Raw genomic sequence first — 13,264 nt, 5'->3', positions numbered from 1 at the left:
TGAAAAGAAAAAGGCTTGCCGCAGCAAGCCTTTGAAGAGGGGCATCAAGCGTTCTGGCGGTGAAGTTTTTCCAGTTTCTTCTTGATACGGTCGCGTTTGAGCGTGGACAGGTAGTCGACGAACAATTTGCCGTTGAGGTGGTCGCATTCGTGCTGGATGCAAACGGCGAGCAGGCCTTCGGCGATCAGTTCGTAAGGCTGGCCATCGCGGTCCAGGGCCTTGACCTTGACCTTCTGCGGGCGATCGACGTTTTCGTAGAAACCCGGCACCGAGAGGCAGCCTTCCTGGTATTGCTCCATCTCGTCGGTCAGGGGCTCGAACTCGGGGTTGATGAACACCCGCGGTTCGGTGCGGTCTTCGGAGAGGTCCATCACGACGATACGTTTGTGCACGTTGACCTGGGTCGCGGCGAGGCCGATGCCTGGCGCTTCATACATTGTTTCAAACATATCATCGACCAGCTGACGCACTTCGTCGTCCACTACGGTCACTGTCTTGGCGATCGTACGCAGGCGAGGGTCAGGGAATTCGAGGATGTTTAAAATGGCCATAAGCTCTGATTACTGCACGTGTGAAGTAAAGTCGGGTCGATGGCCTGGCCGCTCCGGAGAAGATGCAGGCTACCGTTGTAAAACGTAGCTCCCTTCTTTTCATAAGCAAGCCGGGAGCGAGCCACCGAGGGCTCTGGCGTTTCACGCGAATGCACATAATAAAGGGATTCATCGCATGAGGAAATCACTACTCGCCTTGCTGCTTCTGGCCTCGGCAGGTTTTGCGCACGGGCAAGTGCAGCTTCGGGAGGGTTTTCCACAGCAGTACACCGTGGCAACGGGCGACACACTCTGGGACATATCGGGAAAATACCTGCGTGACCCGTGGCAGTGGCCCCAACTCTGGCAGGCCAATTCACAGGTTGAAAATCCGAATCTCATCTACCCCGGCGACACGCTATCGCTGGTCTACGTCAACGGCCAGCCGCGCCTGACCCTCAATCGCGGCGCCTCACGCGGCACCATCAAGCTTTCGCCCCGAGTGCGCAGCAGTCCGGTGGCCGACGCCATCCCGAGCATCCCGCTGAAGTCGATCAACAGCTTTTTGCTGAGCAACCGCATCGTCGACAAGGCCGAGGAGTTCGACAAGGCGCCTTATATCGTTGCCGGTGATGCCGAGCGCGTACTCAGCGGCACAGGTGACCGCATCTTCGCCCGCGGCCACTTCGACCCGGCCCAGCCGGTGTACGGCATCTTCCGCCAGGGCAAGGTCTACACCGATCCGCAGACCCAGGAGTTCCTGGGCATCAACGCCGATGACATTGGCGCAGGCGAGATCGTCGCCACCGAAGACGACGTCGCGACCCTGGCGCTGCAACGCACGACCCAGGAGGTGCGCCTCGGCGACCGCCTGTTCAGCGGCGAGGAGCGCTCGATCAATTCGACCTTCATGCCCAGCGCGCCCGTCACCCAGGTCAACGGCCTGATCATCGATGTACCGCGTGGGGTCACGCAGATCGGTGCGCTTGACGTGGTCACCTTGAACAAGGGGCAACGCGACGGCCTGGCCGAAGGGAATGTCCTGGTGGTCATGAAAACCGGCGAAACCGTGCGCGACCGGATCACCGGCCAGCCATTGAAAATTCCGGATGAGCGCGCCGGCCTGCTGATGGTTTTTCGCACCTACGACAAGCTCAGCTATGGGCTGGTGTTGAATGCCTCACGTTCTTTGGCCGTGCTGGACAAGGTGCAGAATCCTTAGCTCACTTAACAAGTTACCAACAGAGTTATCCACAGCTTATTCCCGTTTCGATGGGTGCTCATAACGATCAAGGATGATCCATGTCGATACCACCTGTTACATCGGTTTCCCCTGCGGAACTGGAAGCGCGTCTGCGTCTGCATCGTCTGCCGGAACTTGGCCCGGCGCGTTTCAGGAAATTGCTGGAAGCCTTCGGATCGGCGTCCAAGGCCATCAGCGCACCGGCCAGTGCGTGGCGAGCGTTGGGCTTACCGCAGGTCTGTTGCGAAGCCCGGCGCGCCCCTGAAATTCGTGACGGCGCCAGCCATGCATTGGCCTGGATAGAGCGCCAGGGCCAGCATTTGCTGATGTGGGACCAGCCCGACTACCCGGCGCTGCTGGCGCAAATCAGCGACGCGCCGCCGTTGCTGTTCGTGGCGGGCGACCCGCAAATCCTGGAAAAACCGCAGCTGGCGATGGTCGGCAGCCGTCGTGCTTCACGGCCAGGCATGGACACCGCCGCCGCGTTTTCCCGCAGCCTGGCGGGTGCCGGGTTCGTCATCACCAGCGGTCTGGCCCTGGGAATCGATGCCGCCGCGCATCAGGCGGCACTGGATGTCGGCGGGCGAACGGTGGGGGTACTTGGCACGGGGCTTGAAAATTTTTATCCACAGCGCAATCGGCGGCTGGCGGATGCCATGATCGCATCGGGCAGCGCGGTGCTCTCGGAGTTTCCGCTGGACGCCGCTCCCAGCGCCGCCAACTTTCCCCGACGCAACCGGATCATCAGCGGTTTGTCCCTGGGCGTGCTGGTGGTCGAAGCCAGCGTTGCCAGCGGTTCGTTGATCACAGCCAGGCTGGCGGCGGAACAGGGGCGCGAGGTGTATGCGATTCCAGGGTCGATTCATCATCCTGGCGCTCGCGGTTGCCATCAGTTGATCCGCGACGGCGCCGTATTGGTGGAAACCATCGAGCATATCCTCGAAGCGTTGCGCGGCTGGCAGCAGCTACCGTTTTCCACAGAAACACCCGCGGCTGCAACGAGTCATCCGCTACTGAAGCTGCTCCATGCCAGCCCTCAAACCAGTGAAGCGCTGGCCGATGCCAGCGGTTGGACCTTGCCCAAAGTCCTGGCGACGTTGACGGAGCTGGAAATGGACGGCCGCGCTGTCTGCGAAAACGGGCGCTGGTTTGCACGGGTAAGCTAGGTTTTACAATGAAGAACGGTAAACTGCGCAGAGCCTTATTCTGGAGAGTTTTTCATGGTCAACAGTTGGCGTGTGCAGCAAGCCGCACGAGCAGTTCGCGCAGGGGCGGTGATTGCCTACCCAACCGAAGCAGTCTGGGGTCTGGGTTGCGACCCCTGGGATGAAGAGGCGGTGGATCGTTTGCTGCTGATCAAGGGGCGGTCCGTGGACAAGGGCCTGATCCTGGTCGCCGACAACATCCGCCAGTTCGACTTCCTCTTCGAAGACTTCCCCGAGCTCTGGATGGACCGCATGGCCAGTACCTGGCCGGGGCCGAACACCTGGCTGGTGCCGCATCAGAACATGTTGCCGCAGTGGATTACCGGTGTGCATGAAACGGTGGCGTTGCGGGTCAGCGATCACCCGCAGGTGCGGGATTTGTGCGCACTGGTCGGGCCGCTGGTGTCGACCTCCGCCAACCCCCAGGGCCGGCCGGCGGCGCGCACGCGGATTCGCGTGGAGCAGTATTTCCGGGGTCAGGTTGATCTGGTGTTGGGCGGGAACCTGGGTGGGCGCAAGAACCCGAGTGTTATCCGGGATTTGGCGACCGGGCATGTTGTGCGCCCGGACTGATACCGCGTCATCGTTCTTCGCTGGCAAGCCAGCTCCTACAGGTTTTGTGTCGAACACAGAACCCTGTAGGAGCTGGCTTGCCAGCGAAGGCGTCCTCAAGGCAACAAAACAACCGAGCCCGTGGTACGCCGCGCCGACAACTCGGTCTGCGCCTTCGCGGCATCCGCCAGTGGATAACGCTGGCTGATGTCCACGGTCAGCTTGCCGCTGATGATCATCTCGAACAACTCATCGGCCATGCGCTGCAGGTTCTCGGCGTTGTTGGCGTAGGTCGCCAGCGTCGGCCGGGTGACGTACAGCGAGCCTTTCCCGGCCAGAATCCCCAGGTTCACCCCGTCCACGGCCCCGGATGCATTGCCGAAGCTCACGACCAGCCCACGGGGCGCCGCGCTGTCGAGCGAAGTCAGCCAGGTGTCCTTGCCGACGCCGTCGTACACCACCGGGACTTTTTTGCCGTCTGTCAATTCCAGTACGCGCTGTGCGACGTTTTCATGGCTGTAGTCGATGGTCGCCCAGGCGCCATTGGCCTTGGCCAGCTCGGCTTTCTGCGCCGAACTCACGGTGCCGATCAACTTTACGCCCAAGGCCTTGGCCCATTGGCAGGCCAGGGATCCGACACCACCGGCAGCGGCGTGGAACAGGATGGTTTCGCCACCCTTGAGTTCATAGGTCTGGCGCAGCAGGTACTGCACGGTCAGGCCCTTGAGCATCACCCCGGCGGCCTGCTCGAAACTGATGGCGTCCGGAAGGTGCACCAGGTTGGCCTCGGGCAAGACGTGAACCTCGCTGTAGGCACCCAACGGTCCACTGCCGTACGCCACGCGATCGCCGACCTTGAACCGGGTCACTGCGCTGCCAACCGCCTCGACCACGCCCGCGCCTTCCGAACCGACACCCGATGGCAGGGACGGTGGCGGATAGAGGCCGCTGCGGTAATAGGTGTCGATGAAGTTCAGGCCGATGGCCTTGTTGGTCACGCGGACCTGCTGCGGGCCGGGTTCGGCGGGCTGGTAATCCACATACTCAAGCACTTCGGGACCACCATGGGCACGGAACTGGATACGCTTTGCCATCTGCACTCTCCTGAGATCGTTTTACCAAGCGCCCTATCGGACTCCTAAGCGTGATCTGCGTCAACTGCGACGAGCGCTTCGGCGGTGGTATGCTACGCGCCCATTTGCGCCAGCCCGCTCCAATGGAGCGCCGCGTAGCTTTGCCCGATCCAAGGTGATGCCATGACTACCCGCACCGAGGCCGTAAAAGCCTACCTGCTCGATCTGCAAGACCGTATTTGTGCTGCCCTGGAGGCCGAAGACGGCGGCACGCGTTTCGTCGAAGACGCCTGGACCCGGCCTGCCGGCGGTGGCGGACGCACGCGCGTGGTCGAAAATGGCACGGTCATCGAAAAGGGCGGCGTCAACTTTTCCCACGTCTTCGGCAGCGGTTTGCCTCCGTCGGCCAGCGCCCATCGGCCGGAACTGGCCGGGCGTGGCTTCGAGGCCCTGGGCGTGTCGCTGGTGATCCACCCACACAACCCGCATGTACCGACTTCCCACGCCAACGTGCGGTTTTTCATCGCCGAAAAGGAAGGTGAAGAGCCGGTCTGGTGGTTTGGCGGCGGCTTCGACCTGACGCCGTACTACGGCAATGAAGAAGATTGCGTGCACTGGCACCGCGTCGCCGAGCAGGCCTGTGCGCCGTTCGGTGCGGACGTCTACCCGCGTTACAAGGCCTGGTGCGACAGCTACTTCCACATCAAGCATCGCCACGAACCCCGGGGCATCGGCGGCTTGTTTTTCGATGACCTGAACGAGTGGGACTTCGACACCAGCTTCGCTTTCATGCGTGCCATCGGCGACGCCTACATCGAGGCGTACCTGCCGATCGTGCAGCGCCGCAAAAACGACGCTTATACCGCCAAGCAGCGCGAGTTCCAGGAGTTCCGTCGTGGCCGTTACGTCGAATTCAACCTGGTCTACGACCGTGGCACCCTGTTCGGCCTGCAATCGGGTGGCCGTACCGAGTCGATCCTCATGTCGCTGCCGCCGCAAGTACGCTGGGGTTACGACTGGAAAGCCGAACCTGGCAGCGAAGAAGCACGCCTGACTGAATATTTCCTGCAAGACCGCGATTGGTTGGCCAAGGCCTGAACGAGGAATCCAGATGGACCGTTACGTCGTATTCGGTAACCCGATTGGCCACAGCAAATCGCCGTTGATTCACCGTCTGTTCGCCGAGCAGACCGGGCAGAAACTCGACTACAGCACTTCGCTGGCGCCGCTCGATGATTTTTCCGGCTGTGCCCGGGCGTTTTTCCTCGAAGGCCGTGGCGCGAATGTGACGGTACCGTTCAAGGAAGACGCTTATCGCCTGGCCGACAGCCTGACGGCGCGGGCGCAACGGGCCGGCGCGGTGAATACCCTGAGCAAACTGGACGATGGCAGCTTGCTGGGCGATAACACCGACGGTGCGGGCCTGGTGCGGGACCTGACGGTCAATGCCGGCTTCAGCCTCAAGGGCAAGCGCATCCTGCTGCTCGGTGCCGGCGGCGCAGTGCGCGGTGCGCTGGAACCCTTGTTGGCCGAGCAGCCGGCATCAGTGGTCATTGCCAACCGTACGGTGGACAAGGCCGAGTTACTGGCGGAACTGTTCTGCGACCTGGGCCCGGTATCGGCCAGTGGTTATGACTGGCTGCAAGAGTCGGTAGACGTGATCATCAATGCCACGTCCGCGAGCCTGTCAGGTGATGTCCCGCCGATTGCCAGCAGCCTGATCGAACCGGGCAAGACCCTTTGCTACGACATGATGTACGGCAAGGAGCCGACCTCGTTTTGCCGTTGGGCCAGCGAGCACGGCGCGGCGGTGTCGATGGATGGGCTGGGGATGTTGGCCGAGCAGGCGGCGGAAGCCTTCTTCCTGTGGCGCGGGGTGCGCCCGAATACGGCGCCGGTGTTGGCGGAGTTGCGCCGGCAATTGGCCGCCTGACCGGGTTTCAGTCTTCAAACCGGATCGGGCATTTCTCTGCCCCTTCCAGCTTCCTCAATTCATCCACCACCTGCGGCCGTGCCCGGCGCAGGGTCAGGCTGCGGTCCTGGCGCAGCAACCGCCGCGCTTCCTGATGCAGCATCTCAACCCCCGAATAGTCGATGAAGTTGATCTGCTGCGCCTCGATCACCACCCGTGTACCGTGCATTCGTTGCAGGCGAACCTGCAGGTAATGGCTGGCGCCGAAAAAGATCGAGCCGCCGACCCGCAGAATGTCTTCATCGCCGTCGCGTAAATGCTGCACGCGCGGTTGCGAGGTGCGCTTGAGGTAAAAGAACAGCGACGCCAGCACCCCGGCATAGATCGCCGTCTGCAGCTCCAGCAGCAGCGTGGCGATACAGGTCAGGCCCATGACCACGAACTCGGCGCGGCTGACCCGCAGCAACGCACGAATGCCACGATGGTCCACCAGGCCCCAGGCGATCAGCAAAATGCTGCCGGCCATGGCCGGGATGGGGATGTGTGCGATCAGGCTGGCGCCGAAGATGGCGAACAACGCCACCCATAAGGCCGAAAAGACGCCGGCCAATGGCGAACACGCCCCCGCTTCGTAGCTCAGGCCTGAGCGGGTGAAGGAGCCGGCCGAGAGCGATCCGGAGAAAAACGCTCCGACGATGTTGGACAAGCCTTGGGCGCGGACTTCCTGATTGGCGTCGAGCAGTTGCTGCGAGCGTGCCGACAGCGAACGGGCGATCGACAGGCTGGTGACCAGCCCGAGCATACCGACCGCCACGGCACTGGGCAGCAGGCGCAGGATCAGGTCGAGGTCCAGTGGCAGCGGACTCAAGGGCGGCAACTTGCCGATAAAGGCGCTCACCAGTTTTACGTGACCGAACATCGAGGGCCACAGCCAGACCAGCAGCGCACCCAACACCAGCGTAATCAACAGCGTCGGCCAGCGCGGCAAACACAGCTTGAGGATCACGCCGACCACGACGGTGGCCAATCCGAGCATGAGCGAGGGTTTATCCACTTCACCCAGGTGCCTGAACAGCGTGATGAAACTGTCCAGTGCAGTGGCCTGGCTGGGCAGGTCCAGCCCCAGCAGGTTGGGCAACTGGCCGACGGCAATCACCACCGCCGCGCCGAGGGTGAAGCCAAGCACCACTGAATGAGAGACGAAATTGACCAGCGCACCAAAGCGCAGCAACCCCAGCAGCCACTGGAAAATCCCGGCAAGGAAAGTCAGCAGCAGGATCACGGTGACGTAGTCCTGCGTCGCCGGAACGGCCAGGGGGCTGACGCTGGCGTACAGGACGATGGAAATGGCCGCCGTCGGACCGCAGATCAAATGCCACGACGAACCCCACAGACAAGCGATCAACACCGGGATGATCGCCGCATACAAGCCGTATTCCGGGGGAAGGCCGGCAATCAGTGCATAGGCGATGGATTGCGGCAACGCGAGAATCGCGCCACTGAGGCCGACGATCAGGTCACGACCGACGCTGGCGCGGCTTTGCCGGGGCAACCATGTGAGGAATGGGAAGAGTGAATGGCGGCTGGGAAGGGCCATGGGTCCTCTCGGGTTGGGTGTTTGCGCAAGGGTATCAGCACCAGACATTGTGGGAGCGAGCCTGCTCGCGAATGCGGAGTGTCAGTCGATATAAATGTCGGATCTGACGGCCCCTTCGCGAGCAGGCTCGCTCCCACAGGTTTAGAGCTTGGCCTTGACCGCCGGCAACGCATCCTTGCCATCCACGGTCTTCACGCCATCGAGCCACTTGTCCAGCACGGCCGGGTTGGCCTTGATCCACGCCTTGGCCGCATCGGTATTGCTGACTTTCTTGTTCACCACCTCGGCCATGATGCTGTTCTCCATCTCCTGGGTGAAGCTCAGGTTGGTGAGTAGCTTGCCGACGTTCGGGCAGGCCTGTGCATAACCTTTGCGGGTCAGGGTGTGGACGCTGCCGGTGTCACCGAAGTATTTCTCGCCGCCCTTCAGGTAATGCATTTTCAACTGCACATTCATCGGGTGCGGCGTCCAGCCGAGGAAGGTCACGAACTTCTGTTTCTTCACCGCGCGGGACACTTCCGCGAGCATGGCCTGCTCGCTGGATTCGACCAGTTTCCACTGACCCATGTCGAAATCATTTTTCTTGATGATCTCTTGCAGCGAAATGTTTGCCGGTGCGCCAGACCCAATGCCATAGATCTTGTGGTCGAACTTGTCGGCGTACTTGTTCAGGTCGGCAAAGTTATGCACACCCGCATCCCAGACGTAGTCCGGAACGGCGAGGGTGAACTCGGTGCCGTCGAGGTTCTTCGCCAGCTGCGTGACGTCGCCGGTGGCGACGAACTTGTCGTAGAAACCCTGCTGCGCCGGCATCCAGTTGCCGAGGAATACATCCACCTGGCCGTCCTTGAGCCCGCCAAAGGTGATCGGCACCGCGAGGGTGTCGACCTTGGCCTTGTAGCCCATGCCGTCCAGCAGAAACCCGGTGATGGCGTTGGTCGCGGCGATGTCGCTCCAGCCCGGGTCGGCCATTTTCACCGTCTCGCAACTCTGATCGGCATACACCGATGCACTGCCAAGGGTCAGGAGCCCGACCGTCAGTACTGTGGATAACCTTTGCATGGACTTCCCCTTGAGATTATTGGTTTTGGCAGGGTTGTGGATAACGTGCTTTGCGCTCCAGATCGTCGAGGTCGATGTGATTGCGCATGTACTGCTGACTGGCGTCCACCAGTGGCTGGTGATCCCAGCTCTTCAGCTTGCCGATGGTCAGGGCCTCGGCGACAAAACGCCGGCGCCGCTGGCTTGCGAGTACCTGTTGGTGAATCGCCGGAATGTCCCATTTGGCCCGCGCTTCGGCGATAAAATCGTCGAACAGCTGGCGATGTTGCGGCGACTGGCTGAGTTCTTCCAGCTCCCGCGGGTCATTATGTACATCGAAGAGTAGGCAAGGGTCGTCTTCGCTGTAGATGAATTTGTAAGCGCCACGGCGAATCATCATCAAGGGACCGATGGTGCCTTCGGCCATGTACTCGCCGAACACTTCATCGTGACCGCCCTGCCCTTGCAGGTGCGCAACCAGCGAACGACCATCGAGCGGCAAGCCCGGTTCAAGAGAGCCGCCGGCCAGTTCTACGAAGGTCGGCAACAGGTCGGCGGTGGATACCGATGCGCTGACCCGGGCGGCGCCGAATTGCCCTGGAGAACTTATCAACAGGGGGACACGAGCGGCCATTTCATACCAGTGCATTTTGTACCAGAGGCCACGTTCGCCAAGCATGTCGCCATGGTCGCCGGAGAAGACGATGATGGTGTCATCGATCAGCCCGGTATCCTCGAGGGTTTGCAGGAGTTTGCCGACGTTGCTGTCGATATAGCTGCAAGCACCGAAGTACGCGCGGCGCGCGTCACGGATCTTATCCACAGGCAGGGGCTTGTCCCACAGGTCATAGACCTTGAGCAATCGCTGGGCGTGCGGATCGAGTTCACGTTGATCCGGTGTTGCCGGCAACGGGATGTCGGCGTCGTCGTACAGGTCCCAGAACGCCTTGGGAATGGTGTACGGGTCGTGGGGGTGAGTCATCGAAACCGTCAGGCAAAACGGCTGGTCACCATCCTCGCGAATGTGGTCGAACAGGTACTGCTGGGCCTTGAACACCACCTCTTCATCGAAATCCAGTTGGTTGGTGCGCACGCAGGAGCCTGCCTGCAATACCGACGACATGTTGTGGTACCAGGTCGGACGCACGTCCGGTTCGTCCCAGTTCACCGCCCAGCCATAGTCGGCCGGGTAGATGTCGCTGGTCAGGCGCTCTTCATAGCCATGCAGCTGGTCTGGACCACAGAAATGCATTTTGCCCGACAGCGCGGTGCGGTACCCGAGGCGCCGCAGGTAATGGGCATAAGTTGGCACATCGGCGGGGAAATCCGCCGCGTTGTCATAAGCACCGATCTTGCTCGGTAACTGGCCGCTGACCAGGGTAAAACGCGAAGGCGCGCACAGCGGACTGTTGCAATAAGCGCTGTCGAACACCACGCCTTCGGCGGCGAGGCGGCTCAGATTAGGCAGTTTGATGGGCGAAGGACCGTAGAACGGCAACATTGGCGCGGCCATTTGATCGGCCATGATGAAAAGAATGTTCTTGCGCTTCATGTGATCGCGGCATTCCATAGTGGATGTTTATGCGAGAGTGCTGGGATCGAGGATGTAACCCACACACTTTACGGTAAAGCCCATGGCCGACAATGACTAGGATAAGCACAGCTTATGTATGACGCGCTTGGTGACCTTTCCCTGGATTTGCTCCGCGCTTTTGAATCCGCGGCGCGCCAGCGCAGCTTCACGGCGGCAGCGAACGAGCTGGGCACCACGCAGCCGGCGGTCAGCCAGCAGATCAAGCGATTGGAGGAACAGTTGGGGACTCGACTGTTCGACCGCATCTATCGCGGCATCGAACTGACCGAGGCGGGGGCCATTCTTTTCGAGCAGGTTCAGCTCGGTTTGCAGAATATCGAGGCAGGATTGAGTGCGATCAGCGCGCAACAACAGCATGAAGTGCTACAGGTCGCCACCGATTTCGCCTTTGCCGCCTATTGGCTGATGCCTCGGTTGCACCGCTTTCACGCGGCCAATCCACAGGTCGACGTCAGCCTGGTGACCAGTGAACGCAGCCATAACATGCTGCGCAGCGATATCGATGTGGCAGTGCTGTTCGGCGATGGCCGCTTCAAGCAGGGCGAGAGTCATTGGCTGTTCAGCGAGGAAGTGTTCCCGGTGTGCAGCCCGCAGTTGTTGAATGACCGTGCCCTGCCCTTGCCTGCCCGGTCTTTGCTGGAGTTTCCGCTCCTGCACCTGCGGGGCGAAAACAGCAGTCACTGGTTTGACTGGAGCGGGGTCTTCCGCGAGCTGGGCATCACCTCGCCCCCGGCACCCGGCCAATTGCGTTTCGACAATTACACCTTGCTGATCCAGGCCGCCATTGGCGGTCAGGGCGTGGCCATTGGCTGGCGGCACCTTGTGGATAACTTGCTGGCACAAGGTTTGTTGTGTCGGCCGATTGCCGAAACGGTGATCTCCAGGCTCGGTTACTACGTGGTTTTGCCGCAGCGCAAACGGCGTGGCGCCTTGATTCAGCAGTTCGTCGATTGGTTGATGGCTGAGCAGGCCAGTAGCGCGCAATCGTTGAACGGGATGGCGCTGCCCTCCATTGCGGTTTAGCTGTCGGTCGCGATGAAATTGACATGCTCGCCGATGTGCAGGTTCAGGCGCAGCTCATCGGCGATCCCCACCGCCGTGCGGGCCAGGCGTGCCAGCGGTTCGGCCAGATCCGGTTCAAGGTTGCCGCCCAGGTGACTGAAATGCTCGATGGTCAGCCCCGGCACCCCGCGTGGGGCGTTCACCATCGTCCAGTGCAAGGGGCTGCTTTGTAGTGCTTCGCGGATTTCTTCGGCGGCATGGCGTAGCAACCCGTCCTCGAACTCCGGATCGTCCAGGATTTCGAAATCCCCCACTAGAAATAACCGGGCGATGCCCGCCGCCTGCATGCCATCGATCAAGGCATCCACGGCCAGCACCTGCTCGACCGGGCCGGGCACGATGGTTTTTTCCACGTGTTCACTGTTGAATGGCAACCCTGTTGCGTCCAGCAAACAGATGACCACCGAACTGCCGGCTACGCTTTGCTTCACACGCTGGGCATCGAACAGGTCGCCGGTCTTGGTACGCAAACCCGGGCGTGGCGCCAGCGCCGTCAAGTCATCGAGAATGGCGATCACTTCATGTTGGCGCCGCAACATTTCAGCCATCAGCGCACTGCCCAGGCTACTCATGGCACCATAAAGCACCACTTTCACCACCGGGGTTTCGGCATTTTTCATGGCTGAACTCCGTTGTTTGCCTTCCTGTATTGCATTTGACCTGCAGGAAACGGTGAGGGTTCGACTCGGTTTTAGAGGGATTCAGATGCAACGGATCAAGGGCTACCACGCCCACGTCTATTTCGATGCCAGCACCATCAACCAGGCGCGGGCCCTGTGTGAGCAAGCCGCACAATTGTTCCCGCTGAAAATGGGCCGGGTACACGAGCGCCCTGTCGGCCCGCACCCGGACTGGAGCTGCCAACTGGCATTCGGCCCCGAGCTGATCGGGGATGTGCTGCCGTGGTTGGCACTCAACCGCAAGGGGCTGGTGGTGTTCCTGCACCCGGACACCGGCAACGATCTGCTGGATCACAGCGAGCACGCGATCTGGATGGGCGCGATTCGGCCGCTGGACCTGTCTATTTTTTGATCACATGGTTTCTTCGGCTTCGCCCGGCAGGTGCTCGTCCAGGTGTAGCCACGGCAGGCGGCTGTCGGTCCAGATGTGGCGTTCGGCCGGGGCCTGCTCGGGATGGTCGAGGGTAGCGATGGTCAAGTCGATACTGTCCGGGCTCAGGTGGGTCACGAATGCCAGCTGCGCCCCACAGTTACCGCAGAAATAGCGCGCGCCGGTTGGCGAAGAGTCGTACCGTGCCGGTGTTCCCGCCAGCCATTGAAAGGATGACGCTGGCACCGTGATCCACGTGGTCACGATCCCGCCGCTGACTCGCCGGCAAATTGAGCAATGGCAGTGGGCGATATCGTGCAATGGCCCGCTGAATTGGTAGCGCAGTTGCCCGCAGTGGCAACCGCCTGTGTGGATGTTGGCCATACCGTTTCCTCCTGGTGCGCT

At 61.2% G+C, this 13,264-nt stretch carries 14 protein-coding genes; 7 read left to right on the top strand and 7 right to left on the bottom strand.

Annotated features, from left to right (window positions below; genetic code table 11):
• Window positions 1–44: 44 nt before the first annotated feature.
• Complete coding sequence (gene def / locus HFK74_RS01350) at window positions 45–551, bottom strand: peptide deformylase (protein WP_008064647.1); 507 nt, start codon at window positions 549–551, stop codon at window positions 45–47.
• Window positions 552–726: 175 nt separating this feature from the next.
• Between def and HFK74_RS01345 the strand changes: the two genes are divergently transcribed.
• From HFK74_RS01345 to HFK74_RS01335, 3 genes are all read left to right on the top strand, one after another.
• On the top strand, window positions 727–1,752 hold the full coding sequence (locus tag HFK74_RS01345) for a LysM peptidoglycan-binding domain-containing protein (RefSeq protein ID WP_180202052.1): 1,026 nt from the start codon (window positions 727–729) through the stop codon (window positions 1,750–1,752).
• Window positions 1,753–1,832: 80 nt separating this feature from the next.
• Complete coding sequence (dprA, locus tag HFK74_RS01340) at window positions 1,833–2,939, top strand: DNA-processing protein DprA (RefSeq protein ID WP_180202051.1); 1,107 nt, start codon at window positions 1,833–1,835, stop codon at window positions 2,937–2,939.
• A 54-nt stretch (window positions 2,940–2,993) separates the two neighbouring features.
• A complete protein-coding gene (locus HFK74_RS01335) occupies window positions 2,994–3,551 on the top strand; it encodes an L-threonylcarbamoyladenylate synthase (RefSeq protein WP_095194510.1) in 558 nt (185 codons plus the stop codon).
• Between the two features lie 95 nt (window positions 3,552–3,646).
• Here HFK74_RS01335 and HFK74_RS01330 read toward each other — a convergent pair whose 3' ends face one another.
• Window positions 3,647–4,624, bottom strand: coding sequence for an NADPH:quinone reductase (locus HFK74_RS01330; RefSeq protein WP_180202050.1), 978 nt, complete (start codon window positions 4,622–4,624; stop codon window positions 3,647–3,649).
• A gap of 162 nt (window positions 4,625–4,786) precedes the next feature.
• Here HFK74_RS01330 and hemF point away from each other — a divergent pair, with 162 nt between their 5' ends.
• Window positions 4,787–5,701: an oxygen-dependent coproporphyrinogen oxidase gene (gene hemF / locus HFK74_RS01325; RefSeq protein WP_180202049.1), complete on the top strand. Its 915-nt coding sequence runs from the start codon at window positions 4,787–4,789 to the stop codon at window positions 5,699–5,701.
• A gap of 13 nt (window positions 5,702–5,714) precedes the next feature.
• Entirely contained in the window at window positions 5,715–6,536 is an 822-nt protein-coding gene (aroE, locus tag HFK74_RS01320; protein ID WP_180202048.1) for a shikimate dehydrogenase, read from the top strand.
• Window positions 6,537–6,543: 7 nt separating this feature from the next.
• Here aroE and HFK74_RS01315 read toward each other — a convergent pair whose 3' ends face one another.
• From HFK74_RS01315 to betC, 3 genes are all read right to left on the bottom strand, one after another.
• Window positions 6,544–8,112: a SulP family inorganic anion transporter gene (locus HFK74_RS01315; protein ID WP_180202047.1), complete on the bottom strand. Its 1,569-nt coding sequence runs from the start codon at window positions 8,110–8,112 to the stop codon at window positions 6,544–6,546.
• 141 nt (window positions 8,113–8,253) lie between these two features.
• The gene (choX, locus tag HFK74_RS01310; protein WP_180202046.1) at window positions 8,254–9,174 is read right to left on the bottom strand and encodes a choline ABC transporter substrate-binding protein; all 921 of its coding nucleotides are present in this window, start codon (window positions 9,172–9,174) and stop codon (window positions 8,254–8,256) included.
• Window positions 9,175–9,190: 16 nt separating this feature from the next.
• Window positions 9,191–10,705, bottom strand: coding sequence for a choline-sulfatase (betC, locus tag HFK74_RS01305; RefSeq protein ID WP_180202045.1), 1,515 nt, complete (start codon window positions 10,703–10,705; stop codon window positions 9,191–9,193).
• Window positions 10,706–10,819: 114 nt separating this feature from the next.
• On the opposite strand from betC, the gene HFK74_RS01300 reads away from it, so the two are divergent.
• Window positions 10,820–11,770: a LysR family transcriptional regulator gene (locus HFK74_RS01300; protein ID WP_180202044.1), complete on the top strand. Its 951-nt coding sequence runs from the start codon at window positions 10,820–10,822 to the stop codon at window positions 11,768–11,770.
• Here HFK74_RS01300 and HFK74_RS01295 read toward each other — a convergent pair.
• On the bottom strand, window positions 11,767–12,429 hold the full coding sequence (locus HFK74_RS01295; RefSeq protein WP_180202043.1) for an NAD(P)-dependent oxidoreductase: 663 nt from the start codon (window positions 12,427–12,429) through the stop codon (window positions 11,767–11,769). The genes HFK74_RS01300 and HFK74_RS01295 overlap by 4 nt on opposite strands.
• A gap of 85 nt (window positions 12,430–12,514) precedes the next feature.
• Here HFK74_RS01295 and HFK74_RS01290 point away from each other — a divergent pair, with 85 nt between their 5' ends.
• On the top strand, window positions 12,515–12,841 hold the full coding sequence (locus tag HFK74_RS01290) for a DOPA 4,5-dioxygenase family protein (protein ID WP_180202042.1): 327 nt from the start codon (window positions 12,515–12,517) through the stop codon (window positions 12,839–12,841).
• Here HFK74_RS01290 and HFK74_RS01285 read toward each other — a convergent pair whose 3' ends face one another.
• Entirely contained in the window at window positions 12,842–13,243 is a 402-nt protein-coding gene (locus tag HFK74_RS01285; RefSeq protein WP_180202041.1) for a GFA family protein, read from the bottom strand.
• Window positions 13,244–13,264: the final 21 nt, after the last annotated feature.

It is taken from the genome of Pseudomonas sp. SbOxS1 (genome assembly GCF_013416725.1).
Taxonomy (GTDB): domain Bacteria; phylum Pseudomonadota; class Gammaproteobacteria; order Pseudomonadales; family Pseudomonadaceae; genus Aquipseudomonas.
Note: the sequence above shows the minus strand (reverse complement) of the source record. Positions and strands in the feature narration are given on the sequence as shown.

Coding starts and splice junctions, on each gene's coding strand:
- def (WP_008064647.1), bottom strand. CDS start 551: ATGGCCATTTTAAACATCCTCGAATTCCCTGACCCTCGCCTGCGTACG.
- HFK74_RS01345 (WP_180202052.1), top strand. CDS start 727: ATGAGGAAATCACTACTCGCCTTGCTGCTTCTGGCCTCGGCAGGTTTT.
- dprA (WP_180202051.1), top strand. CDS start 1,833: ATGTCGATACCACCTGTTACATCGGTTTCCCCTGCGGAACTGGAAGCG.
- HFK74_RS01335 (WP_095194510.1), top strand. CDS start 2,994: ATGGTCAACAGTTGGCGTGTGCAGCAAGCCGCACGAGCAGTTCGCGCA.
- HFK74_RS01330 (WP_180202050.1), bottom strand. CDS start 4,624: ATGGCAAAGCGTATCCAGTTCCGTGCCCATGGTGGTCCCGAAGTGCTT.
- hemF (WP_180202049.1), top strand. CDS start 4,787: ATGACTACCCGCACCGAGGCCGTAAAAGCCTACCTGCTCGATCTGCAA.
- aroE (WP_180202048.1), top strand. CDS start 5,715: ATGGACCGTTACGTCGTATTCGGTAACCCGATTGGCCACAGCAAATCG.
- HFK74_RS01315 (WP_180202047.1), bottom strand. CDS start 8,112: ATGGCCCTTCCCAGCCGCCATTCACTCTTCCCATTCCTCACATGGTTG.
- choX (WP_180202046.1), bottom strand. CDS start 9,174: ATGCAAAGGTTATCCACAGTACTGACGGTCGGGCTCCTGACCCTTGGC.
- betC (WP_180202045.1), bottom strand. CDS start 10,705: ATGAAGCGCAAGAACATTCTTTTCATCATGGCCGATCAAATGGCCGCG.
- HFK74_RS01300 (WP_180202044.1), top strand. CDS start 10,820: ATGTATGACGCGCTTGGTGACCTTTCCCTGGATTTGCTCCGCGCTTTT.
- HFK74_RS01295 (WP_180202043.1), bottom strand. CDS start 12,429: ATGAAAAATGCCGAAACCCCGGTGGTGAAAGTGGTGCTTTATGGTGCC.
- HFK74_RS01290 (WP_180202042.1), top strand. CDS start 12,515: ATGCAACGGATCAAGGGCTACCACGCCCACGTCTATTTCGATGCCAGC.
- HFK74_RS01285 (WP_180202041.1), bottom strand. CDS start 13,243: ATGGCCAACATCCACACAGGCGGTTGCCACTGCGGGCAACTGCGCTAC.